Origin of the sequence: Agrococcus sp. ARC_14, from assembly GCF_022436485.1 — a bacterium.
Classification (GTDB): Bacteria; Actinomycetota; Actinomycetes; order Actinomycetales; family Microbacteriaceae; genus Agrococcus.
In genome coordinates, this window is the sequence record NZ_JAKUDO010000001.1 from 631336 (window position 1) to 655888 (window position 24553).

22 protein-coding genes and 1 pseudogene are annotated in these 24553 nt (G+C 71.8%); 8 read left to right on the forward strand and 15 right to left on the reverse strand.

The features are described from left to right. Positions 1 to 31: 31 nt before the first annotated feature. The 3 genes from MKD51_RS03210 to MKD51_RS03220 all read left to right on the forward strand — a co-directional run bounded on the left by MKD51_RS03210 (position 32) and on the right by MKD51_RS03220 (position 3535). The gene (locus MKD51_RS03210) at positions 32 to 1084 is read left to right on the forward strand and encodes an isocitrate/isopropylmalate family dehydrogenase (RefSeq protein WP_240238112.1); all 1053 of its coding nucleotides are present in this window, start codon (positions 32 to 34) and stop codon (positions 1082 to 1084) included. 115 nt (positions 1085 to 1199) lie between these two features. After that, positions 1200 to 2768, forward strand: a complete 1569-nt coding sequence (locus tag MKD51_RS03215; protein WP_240238114.1) for an amino acid permease — start codon at positions 1200 to 1202, stop codon at positions 2766 to 2768. A 188-nt stretch (positions 2769 to 2956) separates the two neighbouring features. Next, entirely contained in the window at positions 2957 to 3535 is a 579-nt protein-coding gene (locus MKD51_RS03220) for a dihydrofolate reductase family protein (RefSeq protein WP_240238115.1), read from the forward strand. Between the two features lie 21 nt (positions 3536 to 3556). Here MKD51_RS03220 and MKD51_RS03225 read toward each other — a convergent pair whose 3' ends face one another. Continuing rightward, positions 3557 to 4384, reverse strand: a complete 828-nt coding sequence (locus tag MKD51_RS03225; protein WP_240238117.1) for a class I SAM-dependent methyltransferase — start codon at positions 4382 to 4384, stop codon at positions 3557 to 3559. A 140-nt stretch (positions 4385 to 4524) separates the two neighbouring features. Between MKD51_RS03225 and MKD51_RS03230 the strand changes: the two genes are divergently transcribed. After that, positions 4525 to 5238, forward strand: coding sequence for a helix-turn-helix domain-containing protein (locus MKD51_RS03230; protein ID WP_240238119.1), 714 nt, complete (start codon positions 4525 to 4527; stop codon positions 5236 to 5238). A gap of 42 nt (positions 5239 to 5280) precedes the next feature. Then, positions 5281 to 5972: pseudogene (locus tag MKD51_RS03235) on the forward strand (DNA alkylation repair protein). A gap of 9 nt (positions 5973 to 5981) precedes the next feature. Here MKD51_RS03235 and MKD51_RS03240 read toward each other — a convergent pair. The 6 genes from MKD51_RS03240 to MKD51_RS03265 all read right to left on the reverse strand — a co-directional run bounded on the left by MKD51_RS03240 (position 5982) and on the right by MKD51_RS03265 (position 12805). Next, the gene (locus MKD51_RS03240) at positions 5982 to 6779 is read right to left on the reverse strand and encodes an alpha/beta hydrolase (protein ID WP_240238122.1); all 798 of its coding nucleotides are present in this window, start codon (positions 6777 to 6779) and stop codon (positions 5982 to 5984) included. Between the two features lie 48 nt (positions 6780 to 6827). Further along, positions 6828 to 9089, reverse strand: a complete 2262-nt coding sequence (locus tag MKD51_RS03245) for a hypothetical protein (protein ID WP_240238124.1) — start codon at positions 9087 to 9089, stop codon at positions 6828 to 6830. Positions 9090 to 9229: 140 nt separating this feature from the next. Then, entirely contained in the window at positions 9230 to 9766 is a 537-nt protein-coding gene (locus MKD51_RS03250) for a LapA family protein (RefSeq protein WP_240238126.1), read from the reverse strand. A gap of 80 nt (positions 9767 to 9846) precedes the next feature. After that, the gene (locus MKD51_RS03255) at positions 9847 to 10071 is read right to left on the reverse strand and encodes a hypothetical protein (RefSeq protein ID WP_240238128.1); all 225 of its coding nucleotides are present in this window, start codon (positions 10069 to 10071) and stop codon (positions 9847 to 9849) included. Between the two features lie 52 nt (positions 10072 to 10123). Then, positions 10124 to 11629, reverse strand: a complete 1506-nt coding sequence (locus MKD51_RS03260) for an SDR family NAD(P)-dependent oxidoreductase (protein ID WP_240238129.1) — start codon at positions 11627 to 11629, stop codon at positions 10124 to 10126. A 27-nt stretch (positions 11630 to 11656) separates the two neighbouring features. Then, positions 11657 to 12805 (reverse strand): glycerol dehydrogenase, encoded by a 1149-nt coding sequence (locus MKD51_RS03265; RefSeq protein WP_240238131.1) that lies wholly within the window; start codon positions 12803 to 12805, stop codon positions 11657 to 11659. A gap of 160 nt (positions 12806 to 12965) precedes the next feature. Here MKD51_RS03265 and MKD51_RS03270 point away from each other — a divergent pair, with 160 nt between their 5' ends. Further along, positions 12966 to 13793 (forward strand): IclR family transcriptional regulator, encoded by an 828-nt coding sequence (locus MKD51_RS03270; RefSeq protein WP_240238133.1) that lies wholly within the window; start codon positions 12966 to 12968, stop codon positions 13791 to 13793. Positions 13794 to 13847: 54 nt separating this feature from the next. On the opposite strand, the gene MKD51_RS03275 is transcribed toward MKD51_RS03270, so the two are convergent. The 4 genes from MKD51_RS03275 to MKD51_RS03290 all read right to left on the reverse strand — a co-directional run bounded on the left by MKD51_RS03275 (position 13848) and on the right by MKD51_RS03290 (position 17676). After that, positions 13848 to 14390 (reverse strand): YbhB/YbcL family Raf kinase inhibitor-like protein, encoded by a 543-nt coding sequence (locus tag MKD51_RS03275; protein ID WP_240238135.1) that lies wholly within the window; start codon positions 14388 to 14390, stop codon positions 13848 to 13850. A 61-nt stretch (positions 14391 to 14451) separates the two neighbouring features. After that, the gene (locus tag MKD51_RS03280) at positions 14452 to 16017 is read right to left on the reverse strand and encodes a GMC family oxidoreductase (protein WP_240238137.1); all 1566 of its coding nucleotides are present in this window, start codon (positions 16015 to 16017) and stop codon (positions 14452 to 14454) included. Further along, positions 16014 to 16589, reverse strand: coding sequence for a hypothetical protein (locus MKD51_RS03285; protein WP_240238139.1), 576 nt, complete (start codon positions 16587 to 16589; stop codon positions 16014 to 16016). The genes MKD51_RS03280 and MKD51_RS03285 overlap by 4 nt, the downstream gene beginning before the upstream one ends. A gap of 58 nt (positions 16590 to 16647) precedes the next feature. Further along, positions 16648 to 17676, reverse strand: coding sequence for an NAD(P)-dependent alcohol dehydrogenase (locus MKD51_RS03290; protein ID WP_240238141.1), 1029 nt, complete (start codon positions 17674 to 17676; stop codon positions 16648 to 16650). Between the two features lie 138 nt (positions 17677 to 17814). Between MKD51_RS03290 and MKD51_RS03295 the strand changes: the two genes are divergently transcribed. Both MKD51_RS03295 and MKD51_RS03300 read left to right on the forward strand, forming a co-directional pair. Continuing rightward, positions 17815 to 20334, forward strand: a complete 2520-nt coding sequence (locus tag MKD51_RS03295) for a DEAD/DEAH box helicase (RefSeq protein WP_240238143.1) — start codon at positions 17815 to 17817, stop codon at positions 20332 to 20334. Positions 20335 to 20485: 151 nt separating this feature from the next. Further along, positions 20486 to 20926 (forward strand): nitroreductase family deazaflavin-dependent oxidoreductase, encoded by a 441-nt coding sequence (locus tag MKD51_RS03300; RefSeq protein WP_240238145.1) that lies wholly within the window; start codon positions 20486 to 20488, stop codon positions 20924 to 20926. 150 nt (positions 20927 to 21076) lie between these two features. On the opposite strand, the gene MKD51_RS03305 is transcribed toward MKD51_RS03300, so the two are convergent. The 4 genes from MKD51_RS03305 to MKD51_RS03320 all read right to left on the reverse strand — a co-directional run bounded on the left by MKD51_RS03305 (position 21077) and on the right by MKD51_RS03320 (position 24424). Beyond that, positions 21077 to 21706 (reverse strand): SDR family NAD(P)-dependent oxidoreductase, encoded by a 630-nt coding sequence (locus tag MKD51_RS03305; RefSeq protein ID WP_240238147.1) that lies wholly within the window; start codon positions 21704 to 21706, stop codon positions 21077 to 21079. Positions 21707 to 21799: 93 nt separating this feature from the next. Next, the gene (locus tag MKD51_RS03310) at positions 21800 to 22315 is read right to left on the reverse strand and encodes a nitroreductase family deazaflavin-dependent oxidoreductase (RefSeq protein ID WP_240238150.1); all 516 of its coding nucleotides are present in this window, start codon (positions 22313 to 22315) and stop codon (positions 21800 to 21802) included. Positions 22316 to 22458: 143 nt separating this feature from the next. Continuing rightward, complete coding sequence (locus tag MKD51_RS03315; protein ID WP_240238152.1) at positions 22459 to 23100, reverse strand: NAD(P)H-binding protein; 642 nt, start codon at positions 23098 to 23100, stop codon at positions 22459 to 22461. A 76-nt stretch (positions 23101 to 23176) separates the two neighbouring features. Further along, a complete protein-coding gene (locus MKD51_RS03320) occupies positions 23177 to 24424 on the reverse strand; it encodes a glycosyltransferase (RefSeq protein ID WP_240238154.1) in 1248 nt (415 codons plus the stop codon). Positions 24425 to 24553: the final 129 nt, after the last annotated feature.

A 24553-nucleotide genomic window follows, 5' to 3' on the forward strand; every position in this document is an offset into this window, starting at 1 on the left:
CATCCCACCCCCAGACGCAGAAGGAACCCGCATGAGCACGACCTACACCGTGGATGTCATCGCCGGCGACGGCATCGGCCTCGAGGTGGTGCCCGCGGCGATCGCCTGCGTCGACCTGCTGGCGGCCGGCGGCGGCTTCAGCGTCGAGTGGCGGCACCGCCCGTGGGGCTCGGAGCACTACCGGCAGCACGGGGCGATGATGCCCGAGGACGGCATCGAGCAGCTGCGCAGCGGCGACGCGGTCTTCCTCGGCGCCGTCGGCACCCCCGGCATCCCCGACGACGTGACGCTCTGGGGTCTGCTGATCCCCATCCGCCGCGCGTTCCAGCAGTACGTCAACCTGCGCCCGGTCAAGACCATCCCCGGGCGCCCCGGCACCGAGCTCGACATGCTCATCGTGCGCGAGAACGTCGAGGGCGAGTACTCCGAGATCGGCGGGCGCTTCGGGCGCGGCACGCCCGAGGAGATGGCGATCCAGGAGTCGATCTTCACCCGCCGCGGCATCGAGCGCGTGACGCGCTTCGCTGCAGCGCGGGCTGCAGAGCGCGGCGGCACCATCATCTCGGCGACGAAGTCGAACGGCATCATCCACACGATGCCGTTCTGGGACGAGGTCGTCGCAGAGGTGGCAGCGGATGCGGGGGTGGCGGTCGACAGCGTGCTGATCGATGCGCTCGCTGCCCGCTTCGTGCTCAAGCCGGCCTCGATCGACGTGGTGGTCGCCTCCAACCTCTTCGGCGACATCCTCTCCGACCTGGGCGCCGCGATCGCGGGCTCGATCGGCATCGCCCCGAGCGCCAACCTCAACCCCGAGCGCGAGTTCCCGTCGCTGTTCGAGCCCGTGCACGGCTCGGCGCCGGACATCGCAGGCAAGGGCATCGCCAACCCCGTGGCGGCGATCTGGTCGGCGTCGATGATGCTCGAGCACCTCGGCGAGCAGCAGGCAGCGCAGGCCATGCACGACGCCTGCTTCGGCGCTCTCGCCGATGGCATCGCCACCGGCGACCTCGGCGGCAGCGCGACGACCGAGGAGTTCACCGCCGCAGTGCTCGAGCGGCTGGAGCGCACCGGCGCGGATGCATAAGCACAGCTGACCGTTTGCGGTCTGCAACCGTAATCGTTCGACCGCGATCAGATCCGTACGATCGACAAGTCGCGGCACTGGCGCTCGCGACGCAGACCCAGAAGGAGCGTCCGGCGTGGCACGCAAGCACCTGACTCCGAAGTCGCGGTTCGACCGGCCGGTGTCGCCGGCGACATCCGCTGGCATCAACCTCGCATCGCCCACCCCGGGCAAGAAGCTGCGCTCACGGCACGTGACGATGATCACCCTCGGCGGCATCATCGGCGCGAGCCTGTTCGTCGGCTCGGCAAACATCATCCGCGAGGCCGGCCCGGCCGCGACGCTCTCGTATCTCGCCGGCGGACTGCTGGTCTTCCTGGCGATGCGGATGCTCGGAGAGATGGCCGCGGTGCGCCCGACGGTCGGCTCCTTCATGGAGTACGCCCGCGTCGGTCTCGGCAACTGGGCCGCCTACATCGTCGGCTGGCTCTACTGGTACTTCTGGGTCGGCGTGATCGCCTACGAGGCGGTCGTCGGCGGCGGCATGATCAACGGCTGGTTCCCGATGATCCCTGCGTGGGTGGGCTCGCTCGCGCTGCTGGCGATCTTCGTCACCACCAACCTCATCTCGCTGCGCTCCTTCGGCGAGACCGAGTTCTGGCTCGCGAGCATCAAGGTGGTCGCGATCGTCGTCTTCCTCGCTGCGGGCGTGCTCTTCGCGCTCGGCCTCTGGCCCGACACCTCGTTCTCGGTCTCCAACCTGTGGGACCACGGCGGCTTCATGCCGAACGGCTTCGGCGTCGTCGTCTCGTCGGTCGCGCTGGTGCTGTTCTCCTACTTCGGCACCGAGATCGCGGTCATGGCAGCTGCCGAGTCGGAGGATCCCTCGAAGGGCATCCGCCAGGCCGCCAACACGGTCATCTGGCGCGTCATGCTCTTCTACGTCGGCGCCGTGCTGGTCATCGTCACGCTCGTCCCCTGGAACGAGCTGCCCTCGCCCGACATCATCGCTCCGTTCACGCACGTCTTCCAGATGTTCGGGATCCCGGGCGCCGAGACGATCATGAGCCTGGTCATCTTCACCGCGGTGATCTCGGTGCTGAACTCGGGCACCTACTCCGCATCGCGCATGTTCGCGGCGCTCGCCGAGAAGGGGCTCGCCCCCGCCGTCGTCGCGAAGCGCAACAGGCACGGCGTCCCCGTGCTCGCGGTCATCGCATCGACGGTCGGCGGATTGATCGCGACCGTCGTGAACTTCATCGCACCCGGCTCGGGCATCTACGACTTCATCATGAACTCCACAGGGCTCGTGGCGCTGTTCGTCTACGTCTTCATCGCGGTCACCCAGTGGCGCCTGCGCTCGCGGATGACGGAGGAGGAGAAGGCCAACCTGAAGCTCAAGGTGTGGATGGTGCCGTGGCTCAACATCCTGGTGATCCTGGGCGCGATCGGCATCGTCGCCATCATGCTGACGACCGAGGGCGGCCGCACGCAGGTGCTGACGAGCTTCATCGCCGCGGGTGCGCTGGTGCTGTTCTGGCCGATCGTGCGGCGCAAGCTGCGGAACGGGGCGGGGGCGGATGCCGGCACTGGCGAGCCCAGCGGTGCCGAGCCCAGCGCTGCCGAGCCCGACGCAGTCCAGGCCGGCCTCGACGAGCCTGAGGACGAATCCGACCGCGTCCCGGAGGGGCAGCCCAGCCGCTAGTCGAGGAGCTCGCCCTCGGCGCGCGTTCGGGGAACTCGACCTCGGCGCGCGTTCGGGGAACTCGACCTCGGCGCGCGTTCGAGGCGACGGCGCGGAGACACCCGTTGACGACCTCGGAGTGAACTCGTACTCTGCTGTTCAAGAACCGGCGGCTCGAGGATGAGCCAGTCGGGATCGGAGGGCGACCGATGCAACCGCTGACCGTGGACTTCATCTGCTCGCTGGACGGCTATGGCTCCGCCAAGGGCTGGCCGGGCTGGTGGGGCATGGAGAGCTCCGAGTACCTCCGGTGGCTCGAGGAGCTGCCGGAGCAGAATCACCCGATCCTCATGGGGGCGACGACCTACCGGCTGATGTCGGCGCTCGCCGCCTCGGGCGAGCCGGGCACCGACGAGCTGGCAGGGTTGCCGAAGGTGCTGTTCTCCTCGACCATGACCGAGCCGCTCGCCTGGCCGAACACCACGCTCGTGCGCGGCGACGCGGTCGAGGCGGTGCGGAAGCTGAAGGCGGAGTCGGAGCAGCCGCTGCGCACGCTCGGCAGCGTCTCGCTCTGCCGCTCGCTGCTCGCCGCCGGTCTCGTCGACCGCTACCGCGTGGTCGTCTTCCCGGTGATCACGGGCGCGACCGGTGGCGACGGCATCTTCGACGGCTACCCGGATGTGCGGCTCGAGCTGACGACGAGTCGCACGTTCGAGGGCGGCCTGCAGCTGCTGGAGTACGTGCCGACGGTGCTCGAGGGGCCGCCGGGAGGTGGACCGGAGCTGTGACGCTTGCCCGGCCCGCATCCCTCAGCGCACCGTGCCGGTCGTCAGCAGGTACTCGAGCCGCAGCAGGTCGCCGTCGCGGTGCCGGTCGCCGAGATCGGCGAGCGCGGCATCCAGCTCCGCCACCCTCGCCGGGTCGTCGGCGATGCCCCGATAGGCGACGATCGTCGGGCCGTAGGTCGCCTTGAAGAAGTCGCGGAAGGCGGCGCCGTCGGCGAAGGCGCGCACATCGAGCAGCTCCCTCTGGAACGACAGCTCGACCCGGTCGCCCAGCAGCTCCCGCACGTGCTCGACCGAACCCCACAGCACCGCAGGCTGCGCACCGGCGGGCGGCGCCGGCGCGAACGGCTGCATGATCCGGAACATCTCTCCGATGAAGCCCTCCGGGGTCCACGCGATGAGCCCGATCCGCCCGCCAGGGCGCACGACGCGCGTCAGCTCGGCAGCCACCGGCTCGTGGAAGGGAGCGAACATCAGCCCGACGCATGAGATAGCGACGTCGAACGACCCGTCCGCGTACGGCAGGGCCTCGGCATCCGCCGCCTCCCAGGTCAGGTCGAGCGACGCATCCGCCGTCTTCCTCCGACCGGCCTCCAGCAGCTCGGGCGTGAGGTCGCTCGCGACGACGCGCGCGCCTCGTTTCGCGGCGGGGATGGCGGCGTTGCCGTCGCCCGCGGCGATGTCGAGCACGCGCTCGCCCGGCTCGATGCCGACCGCGTCGACGAGCCGCGGACCGAGCGCGGGGATGACCTCGCGCGCCACCGCGGGGTAGTCGCCCAGCGCCCACATGCGTGCGTGCTTCGCCTTGATCTCGGGTGCGGCCGTGGTGACCGCTGCAGCGATGGTGTTCATGGTGTTCCCTTCTCTCGCTGCTTGTGAGGGTGCTCGCGCTTGTGCCGCGCATCCAGTCACCGATCTGCACCGACCGCAGTACTGAATCTGTACTTCCGCAGCGGCCCGCACAGGCGTACACCTGGCGGTGGAGGCGAACGATGTCTGGATACGGTCAGTTCTGCCCCGTCGCCAAGGCGATGGAGCTGCTCGACGAGCGGTGGACCCTGCTGGTGATCCGCGAGCTGCTCGCGGGCTCGAGCCGCTTCAACGATCTGCGCCGCGGCGTGCCGCACATGTCGCCGGCGCTGCTGTCGAAGCGGCTGCAGCGGCTCGAGCACGCGGGGCTGGTGCGCAAGCGCGTCGACGGCAGCCACACGTCCTACCGGCTGACGCAGTCGGGTGAGGAGCTGCGGCCGGTCGTCGAGGCGCTCGCGGGCTGGGGCGTGCGCTGGATCGGCGATCTCGGCCAGGCCGACCTCGATCCGCACCTGCTGCTGTGGGACATGCGCCGCACCATCGACGTCGATGGCTGGCCGCGTCGCCGCACGGTGGTGGCGCTGCGCTTCACCGACGTGCCGCCGGGCGCCGCGCACTGGTGGCTGGTGTGCCATGACGGCGATGTCGACCTGTGCGACTTCGACCCGGGGTTCGAGGTCGCGGCTCGGCTGACGACGACGCTGCGTGCGCTGACGCTCGTGTGGCGGGGCGATCGCTCCTGGGCGGTCGCGCTGGGATCTGGCACGGTCGCGATCGACGGCGGGGCGGATGCGGTGGCTCGCGTGCCGGCGTGGATCGGCCAGGCGCCGTGGGCGGTCGTCCCGCGCCCCTCCGACGCCGAGGTCGCGGCGCTGCGGGAGCCCGCGCTCGCCTGACGCGGCGACGTAGGCTGGTGCGACGCGATCGAGGAGGTGGCGATGGCCGAGACGACGACCGGCAGACCGACCGAGACGGTGCCCGCCCTGCTGGCCGAGCTGGCGGCGCTCGACGACCCGCGCATGCGCGAGGTCAACGAGCGCAACGGCGACGATCACGGCGTGAACCTCACCAAACTGCGCGCGATCGCGAAGCGCCTGAAGACGAACCACGGGCTCGCGCTCGAGCTGTGGGCGACCGGCGTGACCGCCGCGCGCCTGCTCGCACTGCTCACCTGCCGACCGAAGGCGTTCACTGCCGGAGAGCTCGACACCATGCTGCGCGAGGCGCGCGCGCCCAAGGTGCACGACTGGCTCGTCAACTACGTCGTGAAGAAGTCGCCGCACGTCGAGGCGCTGCGCCTGCAGTGGTTCGACGACGCGGATGCCGTGGTCGCCAGCGCCGGCTGGGCGCTGACAGTCGACCGGGTGGCGAGCAGCCGGATGGGATCGATCTGCCGGAGCTGCTCGACACGATCGAGGCGGAGATGGTCGCGGCACCCGACCGCAAGCAGTGGGCGATGAACCACACGCTCGCGCAGATCGGCATCTCGCACCCGGATCTGCGCGGCAGGGCGCTCGACATCGGCGAGCGCCTGGAGGTGCTGAAGGACTACCCGACCTCGCCGGGCTGCACCTCGCCCTTCGCGCCTACCTGGATCGCCGAGATCGTGCGTCGGCAGCAAGCGGGCTGATCGGTCGGCTCACGCCTCCGCGACGCGCGCCGCGATGATCGCCGCCGTCGCGGGCGGGTCGATCGCGTGATTGCGCGACTCGGGCACCCGCACGAGCTCGGCCGACGGCATCCGCTCGACCAGCATCGGCGCGGCCCGCTCCAGCACCGGCATGGTCTCGACGCCCACGAGCACGGTGGTCGGCACCGACACCGCCAGCAGCCGCTCGCTCGGCGTCGAGGTGGCGGCGGCGATCGTCGCGTCGTAGACGGTCGACTGCGCGAGCCTCGCGAGGTGCTCGAACAGCGGCGATGCCTTGATCTCCTCCACCATGGGCCGCGGCAGCCCGACGCCCTCGAGCTGGAAGAGCGTGACGGCCTCGCCGCCGCGACCCTCGTCGACGAGCGCCTGCAGCCGCTGTGGCAGATCGGCGCCCGGCTCGTCCTCGCCGAAGCGCATCGGCGGCTCCGAGAGGAACAGGTGCTCGATCGGCGCGCCGTCGTCTTGGGCCCCGTGCGCGGCAGCCAGCAGGGCGAGCAGCGCCCCGGAGGAGTGGCCGAGCACGATCGCGCTGCCGCCGACCGCCTCGATGACGGCAGCGACATCCTCGGCCTCGCGCTCGGGCGCGAACGGCTTCGTGTCGCCGCTGTCGCCGCGCGCTCGGCGGTCGAACCGGACGGCCTCGAAGCCCTGCGCGACGAGCGCCTCGGCGAGGGCGGATGCGTCGGGTGCCGTCGAGAAGGCACCGCCCACGATCACGACGGGTCGACCGGATCCGCTGCGGTGCACGGCGATGGCCGTGCCGTCTGCTGAGGCCACGTGTTCCATGCTCGCCAGCCAAGCAGCGACCGCCCACGGCGTCGAGGGGTGGATCCATCAGCCCAGCGGCGCGGCCGCGCGCGGTTCGGCATCGGGCGCGGCTTCGGGCGCGGCCTTGGCCTTGGCATCGGCTTCGGTCGCGGGCGCGGTGACCGCCTCGGTGCCGTCGGCCGGCGTGCCCGGGCCCGGGACGGCATCCGCACGCCGCCCGAAGGGCTTCGTCACCGCCACCCAGAGCGCGGCGGCGCCCAGCGTGTACGCCGCCAGCAGCACGACCCAGGCGATGACGGGGGTGTGCACGGCATCCCACGCGGCGGGGAACGGCATGACGACCCACACGACGAGCGCCATCGACACCGCGAACGCGGCCACCCACAGCAGCCGGCTGCGCTGCCAGATCGCCGTGCCGGGCAGCTCGCCGACCGGGCTCAGCAGCAGCGGCAGGGCCATCAGGCAGCCGATCGTGAGGCCCGCGAGCGTCTCGACGACGAGGAGCCCGAGGGGCCCGGTCGGGGCAGCGCTGCTCTGGATCGCGCTGTAGACGAGCCAGGCGACGATGCCGATCGCGGCGAGATAGCCGAGCTCGATGAGGGCGCCGAGCCGCTCGTGCTTGGGTGACGGGCGCAGGAAGACCAGGGCCACCACGACGCCGAACACGAAGCCCGGCTCGAAGCCGACGACGCGCGTCACGACGATCGCACCCAGCACGATCAGCAGCGACACCGGCCGGAACCGCACCCCCACGTTCGCCCCGTCGCGGCGCAGCATCCAGGCGACGGCGACCAGGCACAGCAGGCCCTCGATCGCGTAGCCGAGGGTGGCGGATGCGGCGAGTCGCAGGGTGCCGAGGGTCGCGCCGGCGCGCGGGTCGATGAGCGCGGTGAGCGCTCCGGCGGCGATCAGGCCGATGGCGATGCCCGCGACCGGGTGCAGCGAGCGCTCGATGCGACGCAGCAGGCGGCGGATGCGTTCGGCCGGGCTGAGCGAGCCGGTGCCGCCGCCGGGGCGGCGGCGGGCGCGATCGGCGAGCGTGCCGGTGGTCAGGTCGACGAGCCGGTTGGGGATGGCGACCAGGGCGGCGAGCACGAGCGCGGTGCCGGCGGTGGAGGCGACGCTCGCGACGGTGACGGGTGCCGCGCCAGCAGGGACGAGGCCGCTCAGTACGCTCGGCTCGTCGGCGGTGAGCGGCGGCGCGGGCTCCTCCGTCGGCAGTGGCGAGGGCGTCTGCGCGGCTGGGGCTGGCGTCGCGGTCGGCACGGGCGGCAGCGCGAGCAGCACGCGGTCGCGCAGCGCGTCGGCGTCGGCGGGTGTCGCGTCGATGATGAACGCGCCGCCGCTGCCGATGCTCAGCTGCCGCACGACGAACCAGTGGTCGTCAGCGAACAGATGCTGGCCGTCGAGCGGCTGCGCCTGCTCGACGGCCGGGTGCGAGAAGCGCACGCCTTCGGGAGTGTCGGCGCGCGTCAGCCCCAAGGCAGTGAGATCGGCCGTCGCCGTCGCCTGCGCCTCGTCGTCGACGGGGGCGTAGGCGAAGGTGACCCAGGCGAGCGCCTGGCCGACCATCCAGGTGCAGGTGGTGCCGCCGAGGCCGGTGAAGCGCTGCGCATCGAAGCCCAGGTCGTCGGCCTGCAGGGTGAGCGTGTCGTCGATGTCGCGCAGCGAGGGGTCGATCACGTCGAGCACGGCCTGCGGGCCGAGCTCGTCGCAGCTCAGCGGGTCGCCGGCCGCGCCGGGCTGGGCAGGCGGAGCTGCCTGCGCCGCTGCGGTGCTCGCGCCGACCGCCTCCAGCACGCGCGTGCGCACGCCGTCGGACGCCTCGCCGGTGCCGGGCACGATGAAGGCGCCGTCGCCGGTGATGGTGAGCACCTGCACCGCGTACCAGTGCCCGTCGGCGAAGAGGTGCTCGCCTCCGAGCGGCGAGGCCTGGATGGCGTTACGGCTGAGGAATCGCACGCCCTCTGGCGAGTCGACGCGGGTGAGGCCGGCAGTCTCGAGGTCGGCCATGGCCGCGGCCTGCTGCGCTGCGTCGACCGGCGCATAGGCGAGCACGAACTCCTGGCCGACGTCGATCCAGCTGCAGACGAGCCCGCCGAGCGCGTCGAGGCGCGGCTGGTCGAAGACGGATGCCGCGTCGGCGCGGGCAAGTGGCACCGGCTCCCAGAGGATCTCGTCGCACGTCATCGACGTGGCGCTCGCGGTGGTGGTGACGGCGGCGCTCGCGGCGGGCTCGCCGCCGAGCTGCGCGATCGGCAGGCCCAGCGCCAGACCCAGCGCGACGCCGAGCGTCATCGCGGTCGCGAGCCGTCGCGGGCTGGGCATGCAGCACCCCCTGGGCGCCTCCCGAAGCGTGCAGAGGCGATTCAGAGAACTGTAACGGCGTTTCGCACTGCCTTGCCCGGCCCTGCCGAAGCCGTGAGCCGAGCCTGAGCGTCAGCCCGGCTGCGGCATCAGCCCAGCGGTCAGCGCATGGCGCGCTTGATCTGCTCGCGCTCCTTCTCGAGCTTGCGCACGCGGCGGCTCAGCTTGAACAGCCGCACGGAGCCCAGCAGTGCCGTGACGAGCACACCGGCGATGGCGGCGAACAGCATCGCGATGCCCAGCGGCAGCGCGAAGGTCCAGCCGAAGTAGGAGAACTCGGCGCCGACGTTGTTCTGCAGGATGAAGATCAGCAGCAGGATGAGGATGAGGGTGCCGAGGATCAGGGCGATCCACGTGCCGCCCGTCACACCCTGGCGCTGATGCTGGTCGAGCGACGGGTCGGTCACCACGACGCGGGGGCGCTCCTCGGCCGATGGCGAGGCCGGCGGGGCAGCGGCATGGTCGCGGGTCGCGGGCTCGGGGGTGGAGGTGCCGGGGGCGGAGGTGCGCTCGGTCGCCGGGTCGTACGCCGCGGTGCCGGATGTTGCCGGGTCGGATGCTGCACGGTCGGATGCTGCCGGGTCGTATGCCGCGGGATCGCGAGGCTGTCGGTCGTCGGCGGTCGGGTCTCGGTCCATGACGGTGCTCCTTCGCTCGCGGATGTGCGTGTCGGCTGAGCGTATCCCCGCACGCCTGGAGTCGGCCCGAACCCGGGTCGCTACCGCGGGCGCGGCGCCGGAGGCGGCGGCACCCGCTTCGCCGCGACGATGTCGCTGATGGCGATCACCACTTCGCCGCGGCGCGTGGCGATGGTGCACGAGACGGCACCGACCCGCACGAGCTCGCCCAGGGCATCCGTCGCCCCGTGCTGCTCGCCATGCAGCCGGTAGCGCACGACGAGCCGGGTGCCGAGCGGCAGTGCGCGCAGCTCTGCGGGCGTCATGGCCTCGAGCCGCGTGCGCCCTGGGCGCGCGCACCTCGACCGACGGGGATGCTCACCACGCGCCCTTGTCGTAGTCCTTCAGGAAGACGCCGAAGAGATCCTCGCCTGCCTCGCCGCGCACGATCGGGTCGTAGACGCGGGCGGCGCCGTCGACGAGGTCGAGGGGTGCGTGGAAGCCCTCCTCGGCGAGCCGCACCTTCGTGAAGTGCGGGCGCTCGTCGGTGATCCAGCCGGTGTCGACGGCGGTCATCAGGATGCGGTCGGCCTCGAACATCTCGCGCGCGCTCGTGCGGGTGAGCATGTTGAGCGCGGCCTTCGCCATGTTGGTGTGCGGGTGGCCCGGGCCCTTGTAGCCGCGGCCGAAGACACCCTCCATCGCCGAGACGTTGACGATGTACTTGCGGTGCGCCTGCGACGCGGCGAGCGCCGGCCGCAGCTTCGACACCAGCAGGAACGGCGCCGTCATGTTGGCCAGCTGCACCTCGAGCATCTCGAGCGGTTCGACCTGGTCGACGTGCTGCGTCCAGGAGTTGACGTGCTCCTCGTCGGGCAGCAGGCCGCCAGCGTCGATCGCCGTGCCGGCCGCCAGGCGCTCGAGCGAGCTGCTGCCGGCCGCCATCGCCTGCTCCGTGAGCACCTCAGCGGTGCTGGCGGCGCTCGCCAGGATCGGGTGTGCGGCGACCGAGGCGGCGAGGGCGAGCGGATGCGCGTCGTTCGTGTGCCCGAAGGTCACGAGCTCGGGCATGGGGCCGCCGTGCGGCGAGCGCTCCGGGAGCGGCGCGAGCTCGGCGTCGACGAGCGGCGCGTAGGCGCCGGGGGAGCGGCGCACCGTCTGGGCGGCGTTGTTGATGAGGATGTCGAGTGGGCCGGCCGCCGCGACGTCGTCGGCGAGCGCCACGACCTGCGCGGGGTCGCGCAGGTCGATGCCGACCACCTTGAGGCGGTCGAGCCACTCGCTCGAGTCCTCCAGCGACGAGAAGCGACGCACCGCATCCCGCGGGAACCGCGTCGTGATCGTGGTGTGCGCGCCGTCGCGCAGCAGCCGCAGCGCGATGTGCATGCCGATCTTCGCCCGGCCGCCGGTGAGCAGCGCGCGGCGGCCCGTGAGGTCCGTGCGGGCGTCGCGCTTGGCGTGGCTGATCGCTGCGCAGTCGGGGCAGAGCTGGTGGTAGAACGCGTCGACGAGCGTGTACTGCTGCTTGCAGATGTAGCAGCCGCGCGAGCGGATGAGCTCGCCGGCGGTGGGCGCAGCGGCACGAGTGGCAAGCGGGATGCCGCGGGTCTCGTCGTCGATGCGGTCGGGGGCGCCTGTCGCGGTCGCCGCGATCACCGCCCTGTCGGCGGCCTGGATGCGCGCGTGCTTCGCCTTGCGGCTCGCGAGCTTGACCTCCTTGAACATGTTCGCGGTGGCCTGGCGCACGGCGAGGTAGTGCGGGTCGTCACGATCCATCTCGTGCAGCGTCGCGAGCACGCGCAGCGTCGTCGCGACGTCGGCGGGCGAGAGCGTCGAAGGCTCGCCGGCGGGCGCGTCGGATGGATCGGATGGGTGGGGGAGCACAGGAGATTCTACCGCCCGCCGGTCGTCTCAGTGGGCGACGTGAGGCACTGGCTCGGGCAGGCCGGCCTCCGCGCGCACCCGGCGAGCGAAGCCCTCGGTCGCCCGGAGCGCCGCGACGACGTCCGCCGCGCGCACCTCGAACGGCATCGCGTGGATCGTCTCGCCCGGCACGGTCGCCGCGGCGGCGACCGCCTCGAGCTCGGTGTCGTCGTCGACGCTCAGACCCACCTCGGTGAGGGTGGTCGGCAGTCCGACACGGGTCGTGAACTCCACGAAGTCGCGGATCTCCGCGGTCGGCGCGCCTTCCAGGATGAGCTGCGCGACCGAGCCCAGATTCACCTTCTGGCCGTGCGCGAGACCGTGGGTCTGCGGAGCCGCGGTGAGTCCGTTGTGGATGGCGTGCGCCGCGGCGAGGCCTCCGGACTCGAACCCGAGGCCGGAGAGCAGCGTGTTCGCCTCGATGACCTTCTCGACCGCGGGCGTCAGCACGTGATCGCGGGCGGCGTCGAGCGCTGGCAGGGCGTTGTCCCACAGCACATCCCAGCTCAGCCGCGCGAGCGCCGTGCCCGCCGCGGTCGGCTGCCCGCCCGCCATCGTCGTCGAGCCGGACTGCAGCGTCGCGCGCGCCTCGAGCCAGGTGGCGAGCGCGTCGCCGACGCCCGCGGCGAGGAAGCTCGCGGGCGCGCGCACGACCAGCTGCGAGTCGACGAGCACGAGGTCGGGGTTGCGCGGGAAGAAGCGGTACTCCTCGAACGCGCCATCCTCGGTGTAGACGACCGAGAGCGCGGAGGTCGGGGCGTCGGTCGATGCCACCGAGGGCACGGTGACCCAGCGGATGCCTGCCAGAAAGCCAGCGGCCTTCACCGCGTCGATCGTGCTCCCGCCGCCGACGGCGACCACGACATCCGCCCCCGCCTCCTGGATCACCGTCACGAGCCGGTCGATCTCCTTGGCGGAGGGGATGCCGCCGAAGGGCTCGCGGCGCACCGGCAGTGATGCCGCGGCCAGGGATGCCTGGACGTCGTGCCCCGCGAAGCCCCACACCACGTCGTCGGCAACCACGAGCGGGGTCGAGCCGATCTGCGAGACGAACTCACCGAGGCGGGTGATCGCGCCGGGACCTTGCACGTACCGTGCCGGGCTGATGATGGTGCGGATGGGTGCTGCTGCGGCCATGGCGGTCTCCTCGACGTCGTCGTCGTGCGCTCCGACGGATGCCGGGCGGCTGCTAGGAGGGTAGGTCGACGGCGGCGCGGGCGGGATCCCGATTCTCGATGTGCGAGAACGTTCGGGCCGATCGCTTGGCGGATCAGCGGGCCTGGTGCACCATCGGAGCATGGCCACCGACGACGATGGCGACCGCGCGCGCGGTCGGACCGGTTCTCGCGATGCGAGCGTGCAGACCGTCGAGAAGACTCTCGCGATCCTCGAGCATGTCGCCCATCGCGGCGGCGCGACGGCACGAGATGTCTCCGAGGCGCTCGGGTATCCGCTCCCGACGGCATACCGGCTCATGCAGGCGCTGGTGCAGAGCGACTACCTCGTGCACCTGCGGGCCGAGCACCGCTTCGAGCTCGGCTACAAGCTCGATCGGCTCGGTCTCTCGCTGCACCGACAGGTGGGCGTGCCCCGACCCGTGCGCCAGGAGGTCGCGCGGCTCCACGAGCAGGCGGATGCGGCGGCCTACTTCGCCGTCTACCGGGGCGCCGACGTCGTGGTCGCCCACGTCGTCGACAGCCCCGCCCGCCCGCGGCTGACGCCTCTCAGCTTTGGCTTCCACGAGGCGGCGCACGCGACGGCCTTCGGCAAGATCATGCTGGCGGGCATGACGCCCGAGAGCGTCGACCAGTACCTCGACGTGCACGGCATGCACCGCCTCACCGACTCGACGATGACCTCGCGCGATGAGCTCGACGCGCACTTGGCGATGGTCGCGCAGCGCGGCATCGCCTGGGAGCACGAGGAGTTCGTGCCCGGCATGACGTGCGCCGCCGCGGGTGTGCGCAACCAGGCGGGGATGATCGTGGGCGCGGTGGCGATCAGCGCGCCCTCCGAGTCGGTCGACGCGGCGCGCGAGCGCCGGCTGGCGCACCAGCTGCGCGACGCCTCGAACCAGGTCTCGCGCTACTACCGCTCGGGTCGCGTGCGCGGCACGGCAGCCTGACGCACGGCGAGGGCCCCGGTCGACGCGACCGGGGCCCTGCTTGCATCGGTCGACTCAGCTGGCCTCGAAGGTGCCCGTGATGACGGCGCGCGCCAGCGTGTGGCCGGAGAGGTTGAAGCCCAGGAAGGCGGGCGTCGCGCCGGCATCGAGCCCGAGCGACTCGACGTCGACGGCGTGCACGGCGATGAAGTACGTGTGCTCGCCGTGGCCCGCCGGCGGGGCGGCGCCGAGGTAGTGCGCCAGGCTGCCGTCGTTGCGCAGCTGCAGCGCTCCTTCCGGGAGGCCGGCGCCCTCGGCATCGCCCGCCCCGCTCGCAAGCGAGGTGGTGGATGCGGGGATGTCGGCGACCGCCCAGTGCCAGAAGCCGCTGCCGGTGGGCGCGTCGGGGTCGTAGACGGTCACGACGAAGCTCTTCGTCTCCGGCGGGAAGCCGCTCCACGACAGCTGCGGGCTGACGTCCTGCCCGCCGGCGCCGAAGATGCCGCTCACCTGCGGCGTCTGCAGGGTGCCGCCGTCGGCCACGTCGGTGCTCGTGAGCTCGAAGGCCGGGACCTCGGCGATCTGCGTGTAGGGGTCCGTGGTGGTGGTGTTCGTCATACGCTGTCTCCTTCGTCGGATGGTTGCGGTCGGTGGATGGTCGGGGTCGGGGTGCGTCGGCTCAGATGCTTCCGACGGTCAGCTCGTCGGCGATGTACTCCGCCTGGCGGATCGCCAGCGCCACGATCGTGAGCGTCGGGTTCGCAGCCGCGCCGGTCGTGAACTGCGAGCCGTCGGAGACGAAGAGATTGGGCACGTCGTGCGCGCGACCCCAGCGGTCGACCACGCCGTCCTCCGGCCGGGCGCTCATGCGCGCCGTGCCGAGGTTGTGCGTCGACGGGTAGGGCGGCGTGCGCTGCGATCCCAGTGCGCCGACCGCGTCGTACAGCGCCTCTGCCCGCTGGTAGCCGTGCTCGCGCAGGGCGACATCGTTGGCGTGGTCGTCGAAGTGGACGTTCGGCACAGGGAGGCCGTTCGGGTCGGTGACGCTGGTGTTGAGCGTGATGCGGTTCGACTCCTGGGGCATGTCCTCGCCCACGATCCAGAGTCCCGCGGTGTTGGCATACGCATCCATCACCTCGGTGAACCGCCTGCCCCAGGCGCCCGGGTCGACGAAGCTCGCCAGGAACGCGGGCCCGAGGGAGACCGTCTCGAGGTAGTAGCCGCCGGCGAAGCCTCGGTCGGCGTCGTGCCGAGACTCGTCGGCGATGACGCCCGCCATCGTCTCGCCGCGGTACATGCGCACCGGCTGGTCGAAGCGCGCGTAGACCGAGCCGGTGGTGTGGCGCATGTAGTTGCGGCCCACCTGGCCGGAGGAGTTCGCGAGCCCGTCGGGAAACATCGGACTCGCCGACTGCAGCAGCAGGCGTGGCGTCTCGATAGCGTTGCAGGCGACCGCGACGACCTTCGCCGCCTGCCGCTGCAGGTTGCCCTCGGCATCCAGGTAGAGCACGGCGTCGGCGCGGCCGCTCGCGTCGTGGGTGATCTGCACGACGTGGCTCTCGGGGCGCAGATCGAGCAGCCCGGTCGCGAGGGCGCGCGGGATCTCGCGCACGAGCGTCGACCACTTCGAGCCGTTCTTGTCGCCCTGGAAGTTGAAGCCGTCCTGGATGGATGCGGGCCGGCCGTCGTACTCCTCGGCGTTCGTCGCGTAGGGCCCGGTCGCGTAGTGCTTGTAGCCCACGCGCTCGGCCCCGTTCGCGAACACCTTGTAGTTGTTGTTCGCCGGCAGCGGCTTGCGGCCGTGCGTGTGCGTCGAGCCCATCGCGATCTCGGCGCGGTCATAGAAGGGTGCGAGCTCGTCCAGCGTGATCGGCCAGTCGAGCAGGTTCGCGCCGTCGACGCGACCGTACGTCGAGCGCGCGGCGAACTCGTGCGCCTTGAAGCGCGGCGTCGCGCCCGACCAGTGCGTGGTCGTGCCGCCGACGGCCTTCACGATCCACGCCGGCAGGTTCGGGAAGTCGCGGGCGACCCGCCACGAACCAGAGGTGGTGCGCGGGTCGAGCCAGGCCATCTGGTTGAAGGCCTGCCACTCGTCGTTGTGGTAGTCCTCGTTGCGCAGGTAGGGGCCGGCCTCCAGCACGACGACGGGCAGCCCGCGCTGCGTCAGCTCGTAGGCGAGCGTGCCGCCGCCGGCACCGGAGCCGATGATGACGATCGCCTCCTGGTCGTGCTCGATGGCGGTCATCGCTGCACCTCCGCCATCGTGGCGTCGCTGCGGCCGGGGTGGGTGCTGGTGTCGGGGGCTCCGGATGCCGTGGGCACGGCGAGCGGGCCGCGCGAGACCTCGACGAGCTCCTCGGGGTGCTCGTAACTCTCGATGCGCGGCTCCGGCAGCCAGTCGAGGTCTGCGAAGCCGCGGTCGACGTAGCCGCCGAGGTCGAAGCTCGGTCCCTCGTATCCGAGCGCTTCCCAGACATCGGCGTCGTCGTAGAGGTTGAGCACGGTCGTGCGCCGCACGAATCCGAAGAACTCGGTTGCCTCGATGCGTCGCAGCACCGCCGTCGCCTCCTCGTCATCGAGCTCGCGGAAGTCGCCGCCGGCGAGGTGGCTGAGCGTCAGCAGGCCCTGGGTGAGCGCCACGCGGAACCAGGTCGAGGCCTCCGCCTCGGTGAGGATCGTGTCGGCGGTGCGCTCGTAGGGGGCATCCGGGAACGACGGATGCGGGAAGGCGACGCGGATGACCCGCACGAGCACGCCGCGCGCCTCGTCGGTCAGCGCCGTCGCGTTGAGCTGCGGATACTTCGCTGGAAACGCCATGTTCTGCTCCTTTGCAGATGCGGCCCGGCCAGGCCGGGATCGTGGGGGATGTGCGAGGTCAGGGGACGAGGATGCCGCGGCCGACGAGCCGACCGGCCTCGAGGTCGTGGATCGCGTCGATGGCGGCGTCGAGCGGGTAGACGGCCGTGTGCAGCTGCACGCGGCCCTGCGCGGTCAGGGTCATGAGCTCGACGAGGTCGTTGTACGTGCCGACGAGGTTGCCGATCACGTTGATCTCGCGGGAGATGATCTCGATCGTCGGGATCCGCACGGCACCGCCGTAGCCGATCACGTAGTGCGAGCCGCGGTTGCGCAGCAGCCGGGTGGCGAGCAGCTCGGCGCCGCTCTCGCCGACGAAGTCGAACAGCACGTGCGCGCCGCCGCCGGTGATCTCGAGCACGGCCCGCTCGACCGCCTCGTCATCGGTCGCCAGCACCGTGTGGTGGGCTCCCAGCTGCCCGGCGAGCTCGAGGGCCTGCTCGCTGCGGTCGACGACGGTGATCTCGGCGCTCGTGATGGCGGCGAGCGTCTGGATGCCGATGTGTCCGAGGCCCCCGGCGCCGACCACGACCGCATGCGTGCCCGGGAAGAGCCCATCCGCGGCCTTCCGCACGGCGTGATAGGCGGTGAGCCCAGCATCGGCGAGCGCCGCGACGTCCTTCGGGTCGACGCCGGCGTCGAGCTTCACGACAGCCCGGGCGTTCGTGCGCAGCTGCTGCGCCATGCCGCCGTCGACGTTGATGCCGGGGAAGGTGGCGTTCTCGCAGTGCGAGTCCTGGCCGATGCGGCAGGCGGGGCAGAGCCCGCAGCTCGTGAGCGGGTGCATGATCACCGTGTCGCCCGACTGCACCGTGTGCACGGCACTGCCGACCTCGCGCACGGTGCCGGCGTTCTCGTGGCCGAGGATGTAGGGCAGGCTCGGGTGCTGGATCGGGTCCCACTGCCCCTCGATGATGTGCAGATCGGTGCGGCAGAGCCCCGCGGCGCCGACATCGACGATCACGTCCCAGGGGCCGACGATCTGCGGCTCTGGCACCTCCTCCACGGTCGGGTTCGTGCCGTACGAGTGGAGACGAACTGCCTTCACGGGAACCTCCTCATCGAGGTCGACCGTCCTGGTCGACGTGGTGCCGACGACACTCCTACGACTGCCACGGGCTCGCCACGGCCGCTCTCGCAGAGTGAGAAGCGACGCGCATCGCCGGGGTACGACAGACTCGAGGGGATGACCCTCCTCGACCACGCCACCGCTCTCCGGGATGCCGAGCGCTGGGAACCCGACGCCGCCTTCGACGCCTTCGAGGCGTGGGCGGCCGAGCGCGGGCTGACGCTCTACCCCGCGCAGGAGGAGGCGCTGCTCGAGATCGTCACGGGCGCGAACGTGATCCTCTCGACGCCCACCGGCACCGGCAAGTCGCTCGTCGCGACCGGCGCGCACTTCGCCGCGCTCGCACAGGGGAAGCGCACCTTCTACACCGCGCCCATCAAGGCGCTCGTGAGCGAGAAGTTCTTCGCCCTCGTCGAGGTCTTCGGGGCCGAGCAGGTCGGCATGGTCACGGGAGACTCATCCGTCAACGGCGACGCCCCGATCATCTGCTGCACCGCAGAGATCCTCGCCAACCTGGCCCTCCGCAACGGCGAGGCGACCGAGGTCGGCCAGGTCGTGATGGATGAGTTCCACTACTACGCCGACCCGCAGCGCGGCTGGGCCTGGCAGGTGCCGCTGCTGACGCTGCCGCACGTGCAGTTCATCCTCATGTCGGCGACGCTCGGCGACACCACGGCGATCGCCGACGACCTCAGCCGCCGCACCGGCCGCGAGACCGCGGTCGTCACCGGCGTCGAGCGCCCCGTGCCGCTGTCGTACTCCTACGCGATGACGCCGGTGCACGAGACCATCGAGGAGCTGCTGGCCACCAACCAGGCGCCCGTCTACATCGTGCACTTCGCGCAGGCGGCCGCGCTCGAGCGGGCACAGGCGCTCGCCTCGGTGAAGATCATCACCCGCGAGCAGCGCGACGAGATCGCGGCCGCGATCGGCGAGTTCCGCTTCACCACCACGTTCGGCAAGACGCTCTCGCGGCTCGTGCGCAGCGGCATCGGCGTGCACCACGCGGGCATGCTGCCGAAGTACCGGCGTCTCGTCGAGCAGCTCGCGCAGCAGGGGCTGCTGCGCGTGATCTGCGGCACCGACACCCTCGGGGTCGGCATCAACGTGCCCATCCGCACCGTGCTGCTGACGGGGCTCACGAAGTTCGACGGCACACGGATGCGTCAGCTCAGCGCCCGGGAGTTCCACCAGATCGCGGGGCGTGCGGGCAGGGCCGGCTACGACACCGCCGGCACGGTGGTGGTGCAGGCGCCCGAGCACGAGGCGGAGAACGCCAAGATGCTCGCGAAGGCCGGCGACGACCCGAAGCAGCGACGCAAGCTCGTGCGCAAGAAGGCACCGGAGGGCTTCGTCTCGTGGGGCAAGCCCTCGTTCGAGAAGCTCATCGAGGCCGAGCCGGAGCCGCTCGTCTCCAGCATGCAGATCAGCCACTCGATGCTGCTCAACGTGATCGGGCGCGAAGGTGACGCCTTCACCGAGGTGCGCGACCTCATCGCCTCGTCGCACGAGCCGTGGCGCCGCAAGCTCGCGCTCGAGCGGCGGGCGCTCGCGATCTACCGCACGCTGCGCACCGCCGGCGTTGTGGAGCAGCATCCGGACCCGTCCATGCCCGGTGGCCAGCGCATCCGCCTCACCGTCGACCTGCAGCCCAACTTCGCGCTCAATCAGCCGCTCTCCCCGTTCGCGCTCGAGGTCATCGACGTGCTCGACCCGGCCGACCCCACGCATCCGCTCGACGTCATCTCGGTCATCGAGTCGACGCTCGACGACCCGCGGCCGATCCTGTCGCAGCAGCAGTTCCTCGCTCGCGGCGAGGCGGTCGCGGCGATGAAGGCGGAGCGCATCGAGTACGACGAGCGCATGGAGCTGCTCGAGCACGTCACGCACCCGAAGCCGCTCGAGGAGCTGCTGACCGAGGCGCTCGCGGTCTTCGCCTCCTCGCAGCCGTGGGTGTCGGATTTCGCGCTGTCGCCGAAGTCGGTCGTGCGCGACATGTGGGAGCGGGCGATGACCTTCGCCGACTACACGCAGCACTACTCGCTGGCGCGCTCTGAGGGGCTCGTGCTGCGCTACCTCTCGGATGCGTACAGGGCGATTCGGCAGACGGTGCCCGAGGAGGCGAAGAGCGAGGATCTGCTCGACATCATCGAGTGGCTGGGCGAGCTCGTGCGGCAGGTCGACTCGAGCCTGCTCGACGAGTGGGAGGAGCTCATGCACCCCACCGCGCCCGGCGAGACGCCGATCGCGCCGCCCCCGCCGCCGAGCGTGGTGGCGAACCCGCGGGCGTTCCGGACGCTGGTGCGCAACGAGCTCTTCCGGCGCGTGCAGCTCGCGGCGCTCGATCGCCACGAGGCGCTCGGCGAGCTCGACGCGGCCGCGGGCTTCGACGCGACCGCGTGGGGCGATGCGCTCGACGCCTACTACGACGAGCACGAGACGATCGGCACGGGGGCGGATGCGCGCTCGTCGCGCATGCTCGTCATCGACGAGGGGCCCGCTGTGTGGGAAGCGCAGCAGATCCTCGCCGACCCGGCCGGTGACCACGACTGGCGCATCTGGGCCTCGATCGATCTGGCGGCGTCGGCGGATGCGGGCGTCGCGGTTGTGCGGGTGACGCGCGTCGGGCGCCTCTAAGCGGAATGCGTGCCTGTGCGGCCGCGTTGGTCGAGGAGCGCTCGGCCGAAGGCCGACCGCGTCACGAGACCCAGGCCGCACGTCGACAGAGCGAGACCGACGGCGAGTAGCGTCGACAGCATCCGATTCATCTGAACGCAGAGGAGCACGCATGCCGCTTGAGGGCGAGTACGAACCGAGCACATCCGAGTGGGCGCGCACGCAGGCGGAGGCGTTCGAGGCGTCGAACGGCGCCGAGGCGAACACGCTGCGCGGGATGCCGATCATCCTGCTGACCAGCGTCGGCGCCAAGAGCGGCAAGCTGCGCAAGACGGCGCTCATGCGCGTCGAGCACGAGGGTGTGTACGCCGTGGTCGCATCGCTCGGCGGTGCCCCGAAGCACCCCGTCTGGTACTACAACCTGAAGGCGCAGCCGCACGTCGAGCTGCAGGATGGCGCCGAGAGGCACGACTACCTCGCGCGAGAGATCTCCGGCGACGAGCGCGCGCTGTGGTGGGAGCGGGCCGTGGCGGCCTACCCCGACTATGCCGACTATCAGCAGAAGACCGATCGCCTGATCCCGGTCTTCGTGCTGGAGCGCATGCCCGCCTGAGGCGGCGATCTGCCCAGCGGGCGCGGCTCGCCCGCTTGTCAACCGGTGACGGGAGCCTCCGACGGGACTATCCCGTCGAGGCCGCTCCTCACCGGTTGACGGTCGGATGATCGGCGCTCGCCGGCCGTCCGGGCTGGCGGCTGCGACAGCTCAGTCGAAGCCGGGGCTGGCCGCGAACTCCGCGGCCAGCTCGGCCGCCAGCGCCGCGACGTCGGTGGCGCCCGCGAACGCGCGCTCCGGCTGCGCCGCCCGGTCGGCATCCGACACGAGCGCCTTCACCCGCTTGACGACCGTGCGCGCCGGCGTCTCCCGCAGCGCGTGGCCGACCGCGGCGAGCCACGCCTCGGCCGCCGCCTTGAGCGCCACGTAGTTCGCGTTGCCCGCCGTAGGGCGCTCGAGACCGGTGGTCGAGACGATCGCGACGACCCCCGCATCTGATCGCCCGATGGCATCGGCGAAGGCTCGCGACGTGTTGCGCAGCGTGCCGACGACGCGCGCCTCGAGCCAGGCCCAGTCCTCGTCGGACTGCCCCGCGAGCCCGCCGCCGCCGCGCCAGCCGCCCACCAGGTGCAACAGGCCGTCGAGCTCGCCGACCTCTGCGGCCAGCGCCTCGACCGCCTCGAGATCGGTCAGGTCGCACTCGAAGCGCTCGCTCGCGTCGACGAGTCCGAGCCGATCGGCGTTCGAGCCGACCGCGATGACGTGGTGCCCGGCGTCCAGCAGAGCGGATGCGGTGGCGTGGCCGAGCGCGCTCGTGGCGCCGGCGATGAGGATGCGCATGCAGACAGTCTGCCCGGCCGGGCGGGGCCCGGGGTGTGCGACCGCGGAGACTCGCCTACCGGCGCTCGCGGAACGGCAAATGCGAGGGCGCGCCTACCGGCGCTCGCGGAACGGCGACGGCACCGCATCCGTCGTCAGCCGGAACAGTCGCACCGTGCGCCCGGCGTCGCGCTCGTACTGCCGGTAGCCGGGCCACTGCGCCTCGATGCGCGCCCACGCGGCGTCCCGCTCAGCCTCCGGGATGCGCGTCGCGTGCACGGGGTAGCGCAGCCCACGCACGACCGCCTCGGCGTCGGGGTGGGCGGCGAGATTGGCCGTCCAGCCGGGGTGCGCCGAGCGGGCGAAGCTCGTGCCCGCGACGATCGCGCCGCCGTCGCCATCGGGCGTGAACATCAGCTCGGACGCCCGCGGATGCCCGCTCTTCGCGCCGGTGGTGTGCAGCACGAGCGACGGCACGAGGATGCCAGAGACGACCAGTCGCCCGCCCGTCAGCCTCGTCGCGATGCGCTCGGCGACGGGCATCGCCTTCGGCCCGATGCGGCGGAACGCGCGGGTGCGGCTCACGGGCGCGAGCACCCGCCGCAGCAGACGACGGATGGGGTGGGTCACGCGACGATCGTCGCACGCCGGGCGTCGGCGCAGGTCAGCGGGCTGAGGCTCGCTGTCGCCGGGTCGCCGGCAAACCGGTACCGAATGGTCAGGATCGCCGCATCCGGCGGCCACTTGGTACCGGTCTGGCCGGGATGGGCTGCTCAGTAGGCGAAGGAGACGTGCGCGCGGCGGTGCGTGTCCTGCTCGATCGCGTCGACGATCGCGATGGCGAAGTCGGCGCCAGAGATCGCAGAGTTGCCCTCGGCGTCGAGCACCGGGGTGTCGCCGCCCGTGCGGTACTCGCCGCGGCGGACCTGGTCGGGGATGTAGCTGCCGAAGGCACCGGCGGGGGAGACGTAGGTCCAGTCGACGCCCTCGATCGCGCTGACGCGCTCGTAGGCAGCGAACAGCTCGCGCGCCTCCGGCTTGTAGGCGGGCTCGAACGCGTCAGTCTCGACGATGCGCTCGCCGTCGGCGTTCTTCAGCGAGCCGAAGCCGCCGATGATCATGAAGCGCGTCGAGGTGCCCGCGAGCCTGCCCGCGATCTCGGCGTACGCATCCGCGACCTTCCCCTCCATGTCCCCGCGCGGGGAGAGCGCACCGATCACGACGTCGGCGCCGTCGATCGCCTGCGCGAGCACGTCGCCGTCGAGCACCGAGCCCTGGATGACGCGGGCGCCGGCGGGTGCATCCAGCGGCGTCGAGCGCGACACCAGGGTCAGCTCGTGGCCGCGCTCGGCGGCCTCCTTGGCGATGTTGCCGCCTGCGAACCCGGTCGCGCCGAGCACAGTGATCTTGGCCATGTGGTGTGTCCTCTCATCGGAAGTCTCTGCAGTCAGACAACGGCTCGGGCGTGGGCGGCATTCCGCCTGAGAGCGGTCACCTGCCGCCGCGCGCCGACTGCAGCGCCAGCTGCTCCTCGATGAGGTCGGCGGCTCGTGGCGCGCCACCCGCCGCGGCGAGGCCGGCGGCGACCGCCGCGACGCCCGCGCGCATGCCGCTCGCGCGACGCACCGCATGGCGCAGCCGCTCGGGCGTGAGGCGGCTGCGCGGCAGCCGGAGCCCGGCACCCGCGTGCTGCACGCGCGCGGCCACCTCCAGCTGATCGCGGCCGTAGGGCACGGCAACCACGGGCACGCCGTGCGAGAGCGCCTGCTGCGTCACGCCTAGGCCGCCGTGGGTGATCGCCACGCTCGCGCGCACGAGCAGCTGGCTGTGCGGCACGAACCGCTCGATGCGCGCGTTCGGCGGCACCGGGATGCCGAGCCTCGCGCCGTGCGCCATCGTGGCCACCACCGTCACCGGCTCGTCGGCCAGCGCGAGCAGCGCCGTCCGCACGATGTCGGTGTCTCCCTGGTAGTCGGTGGCGGTGGCGACCAGCACGATCGGGCCCTCGATCTCGGCGAGCCACGTGGGCGGGGCGGCCGGCGGCTCCCACGTGGTCGGACCCACCAGCTGCAGGTCGGGCGCCCAGTCGTCGTGCCGGTACTCGAGCGGCTCGGCGGTCGTGACGAGCGTCAGCGGTGCGCGCCGCACCATCGCGTCATAGTCGGCGATCGGCGGCAGCCCGGCGACATCGGCACGCATCGCGTTCAGCATCGGCGTGGTCGTGCGCATCGCCGGGTCGTAGATCGTGCGGGTGATGATCGCGTCTCTGGCGCGCCCCGCGGGGCCGGTCGCCGGCGGCAGCCCCGGCCCGTACGGCGGGCAGCCGTGGGAGCGCATCGCGGGAGGGTAGGTGGCGAGCGACACCCACGGCAGGCCGCAGCCCTCGGCAACCGCCGCCGCGCCCCAGGTGTTCACGTCCGTGAGCACCAGATCCGGCTGAGACGCATCGATGAGCGAGCGCAGATCTGGCCCCTCGCGCCTGCCGCGCTCGCAGAAGATCTCGCACATGCGGCGGTAGGCGTCGAGCATCCTGCGCGCCCGCCAGTCGTCGAACTCGACGGCCGAGACGGTCGGATCGACCGCGTCGGCGTCGAAGCCGAGCCCGCGCATCCGCCCCACCTCGCTCGCGAGGGTGCGGAGACGGATGCGGTGGCCGCGCCGCTGCAGCTCGAGCAGCACGCCGGCGAAGGGGAGCACGTGTCCGAGCGACGGGCTCGTGTAGGCCGCGATCGTCGCCATGGCGTGACTCCAGACGGGCGGCAGCGCGCGCGGCGGCCGCCGTGCTGCTCACTGTACGGCGGCGCGAGCTCCCGCACGAGGGTCATGCCGGAGGTCGACATCTCGCGCTGGTGCCGGCCGCCTTCGAGC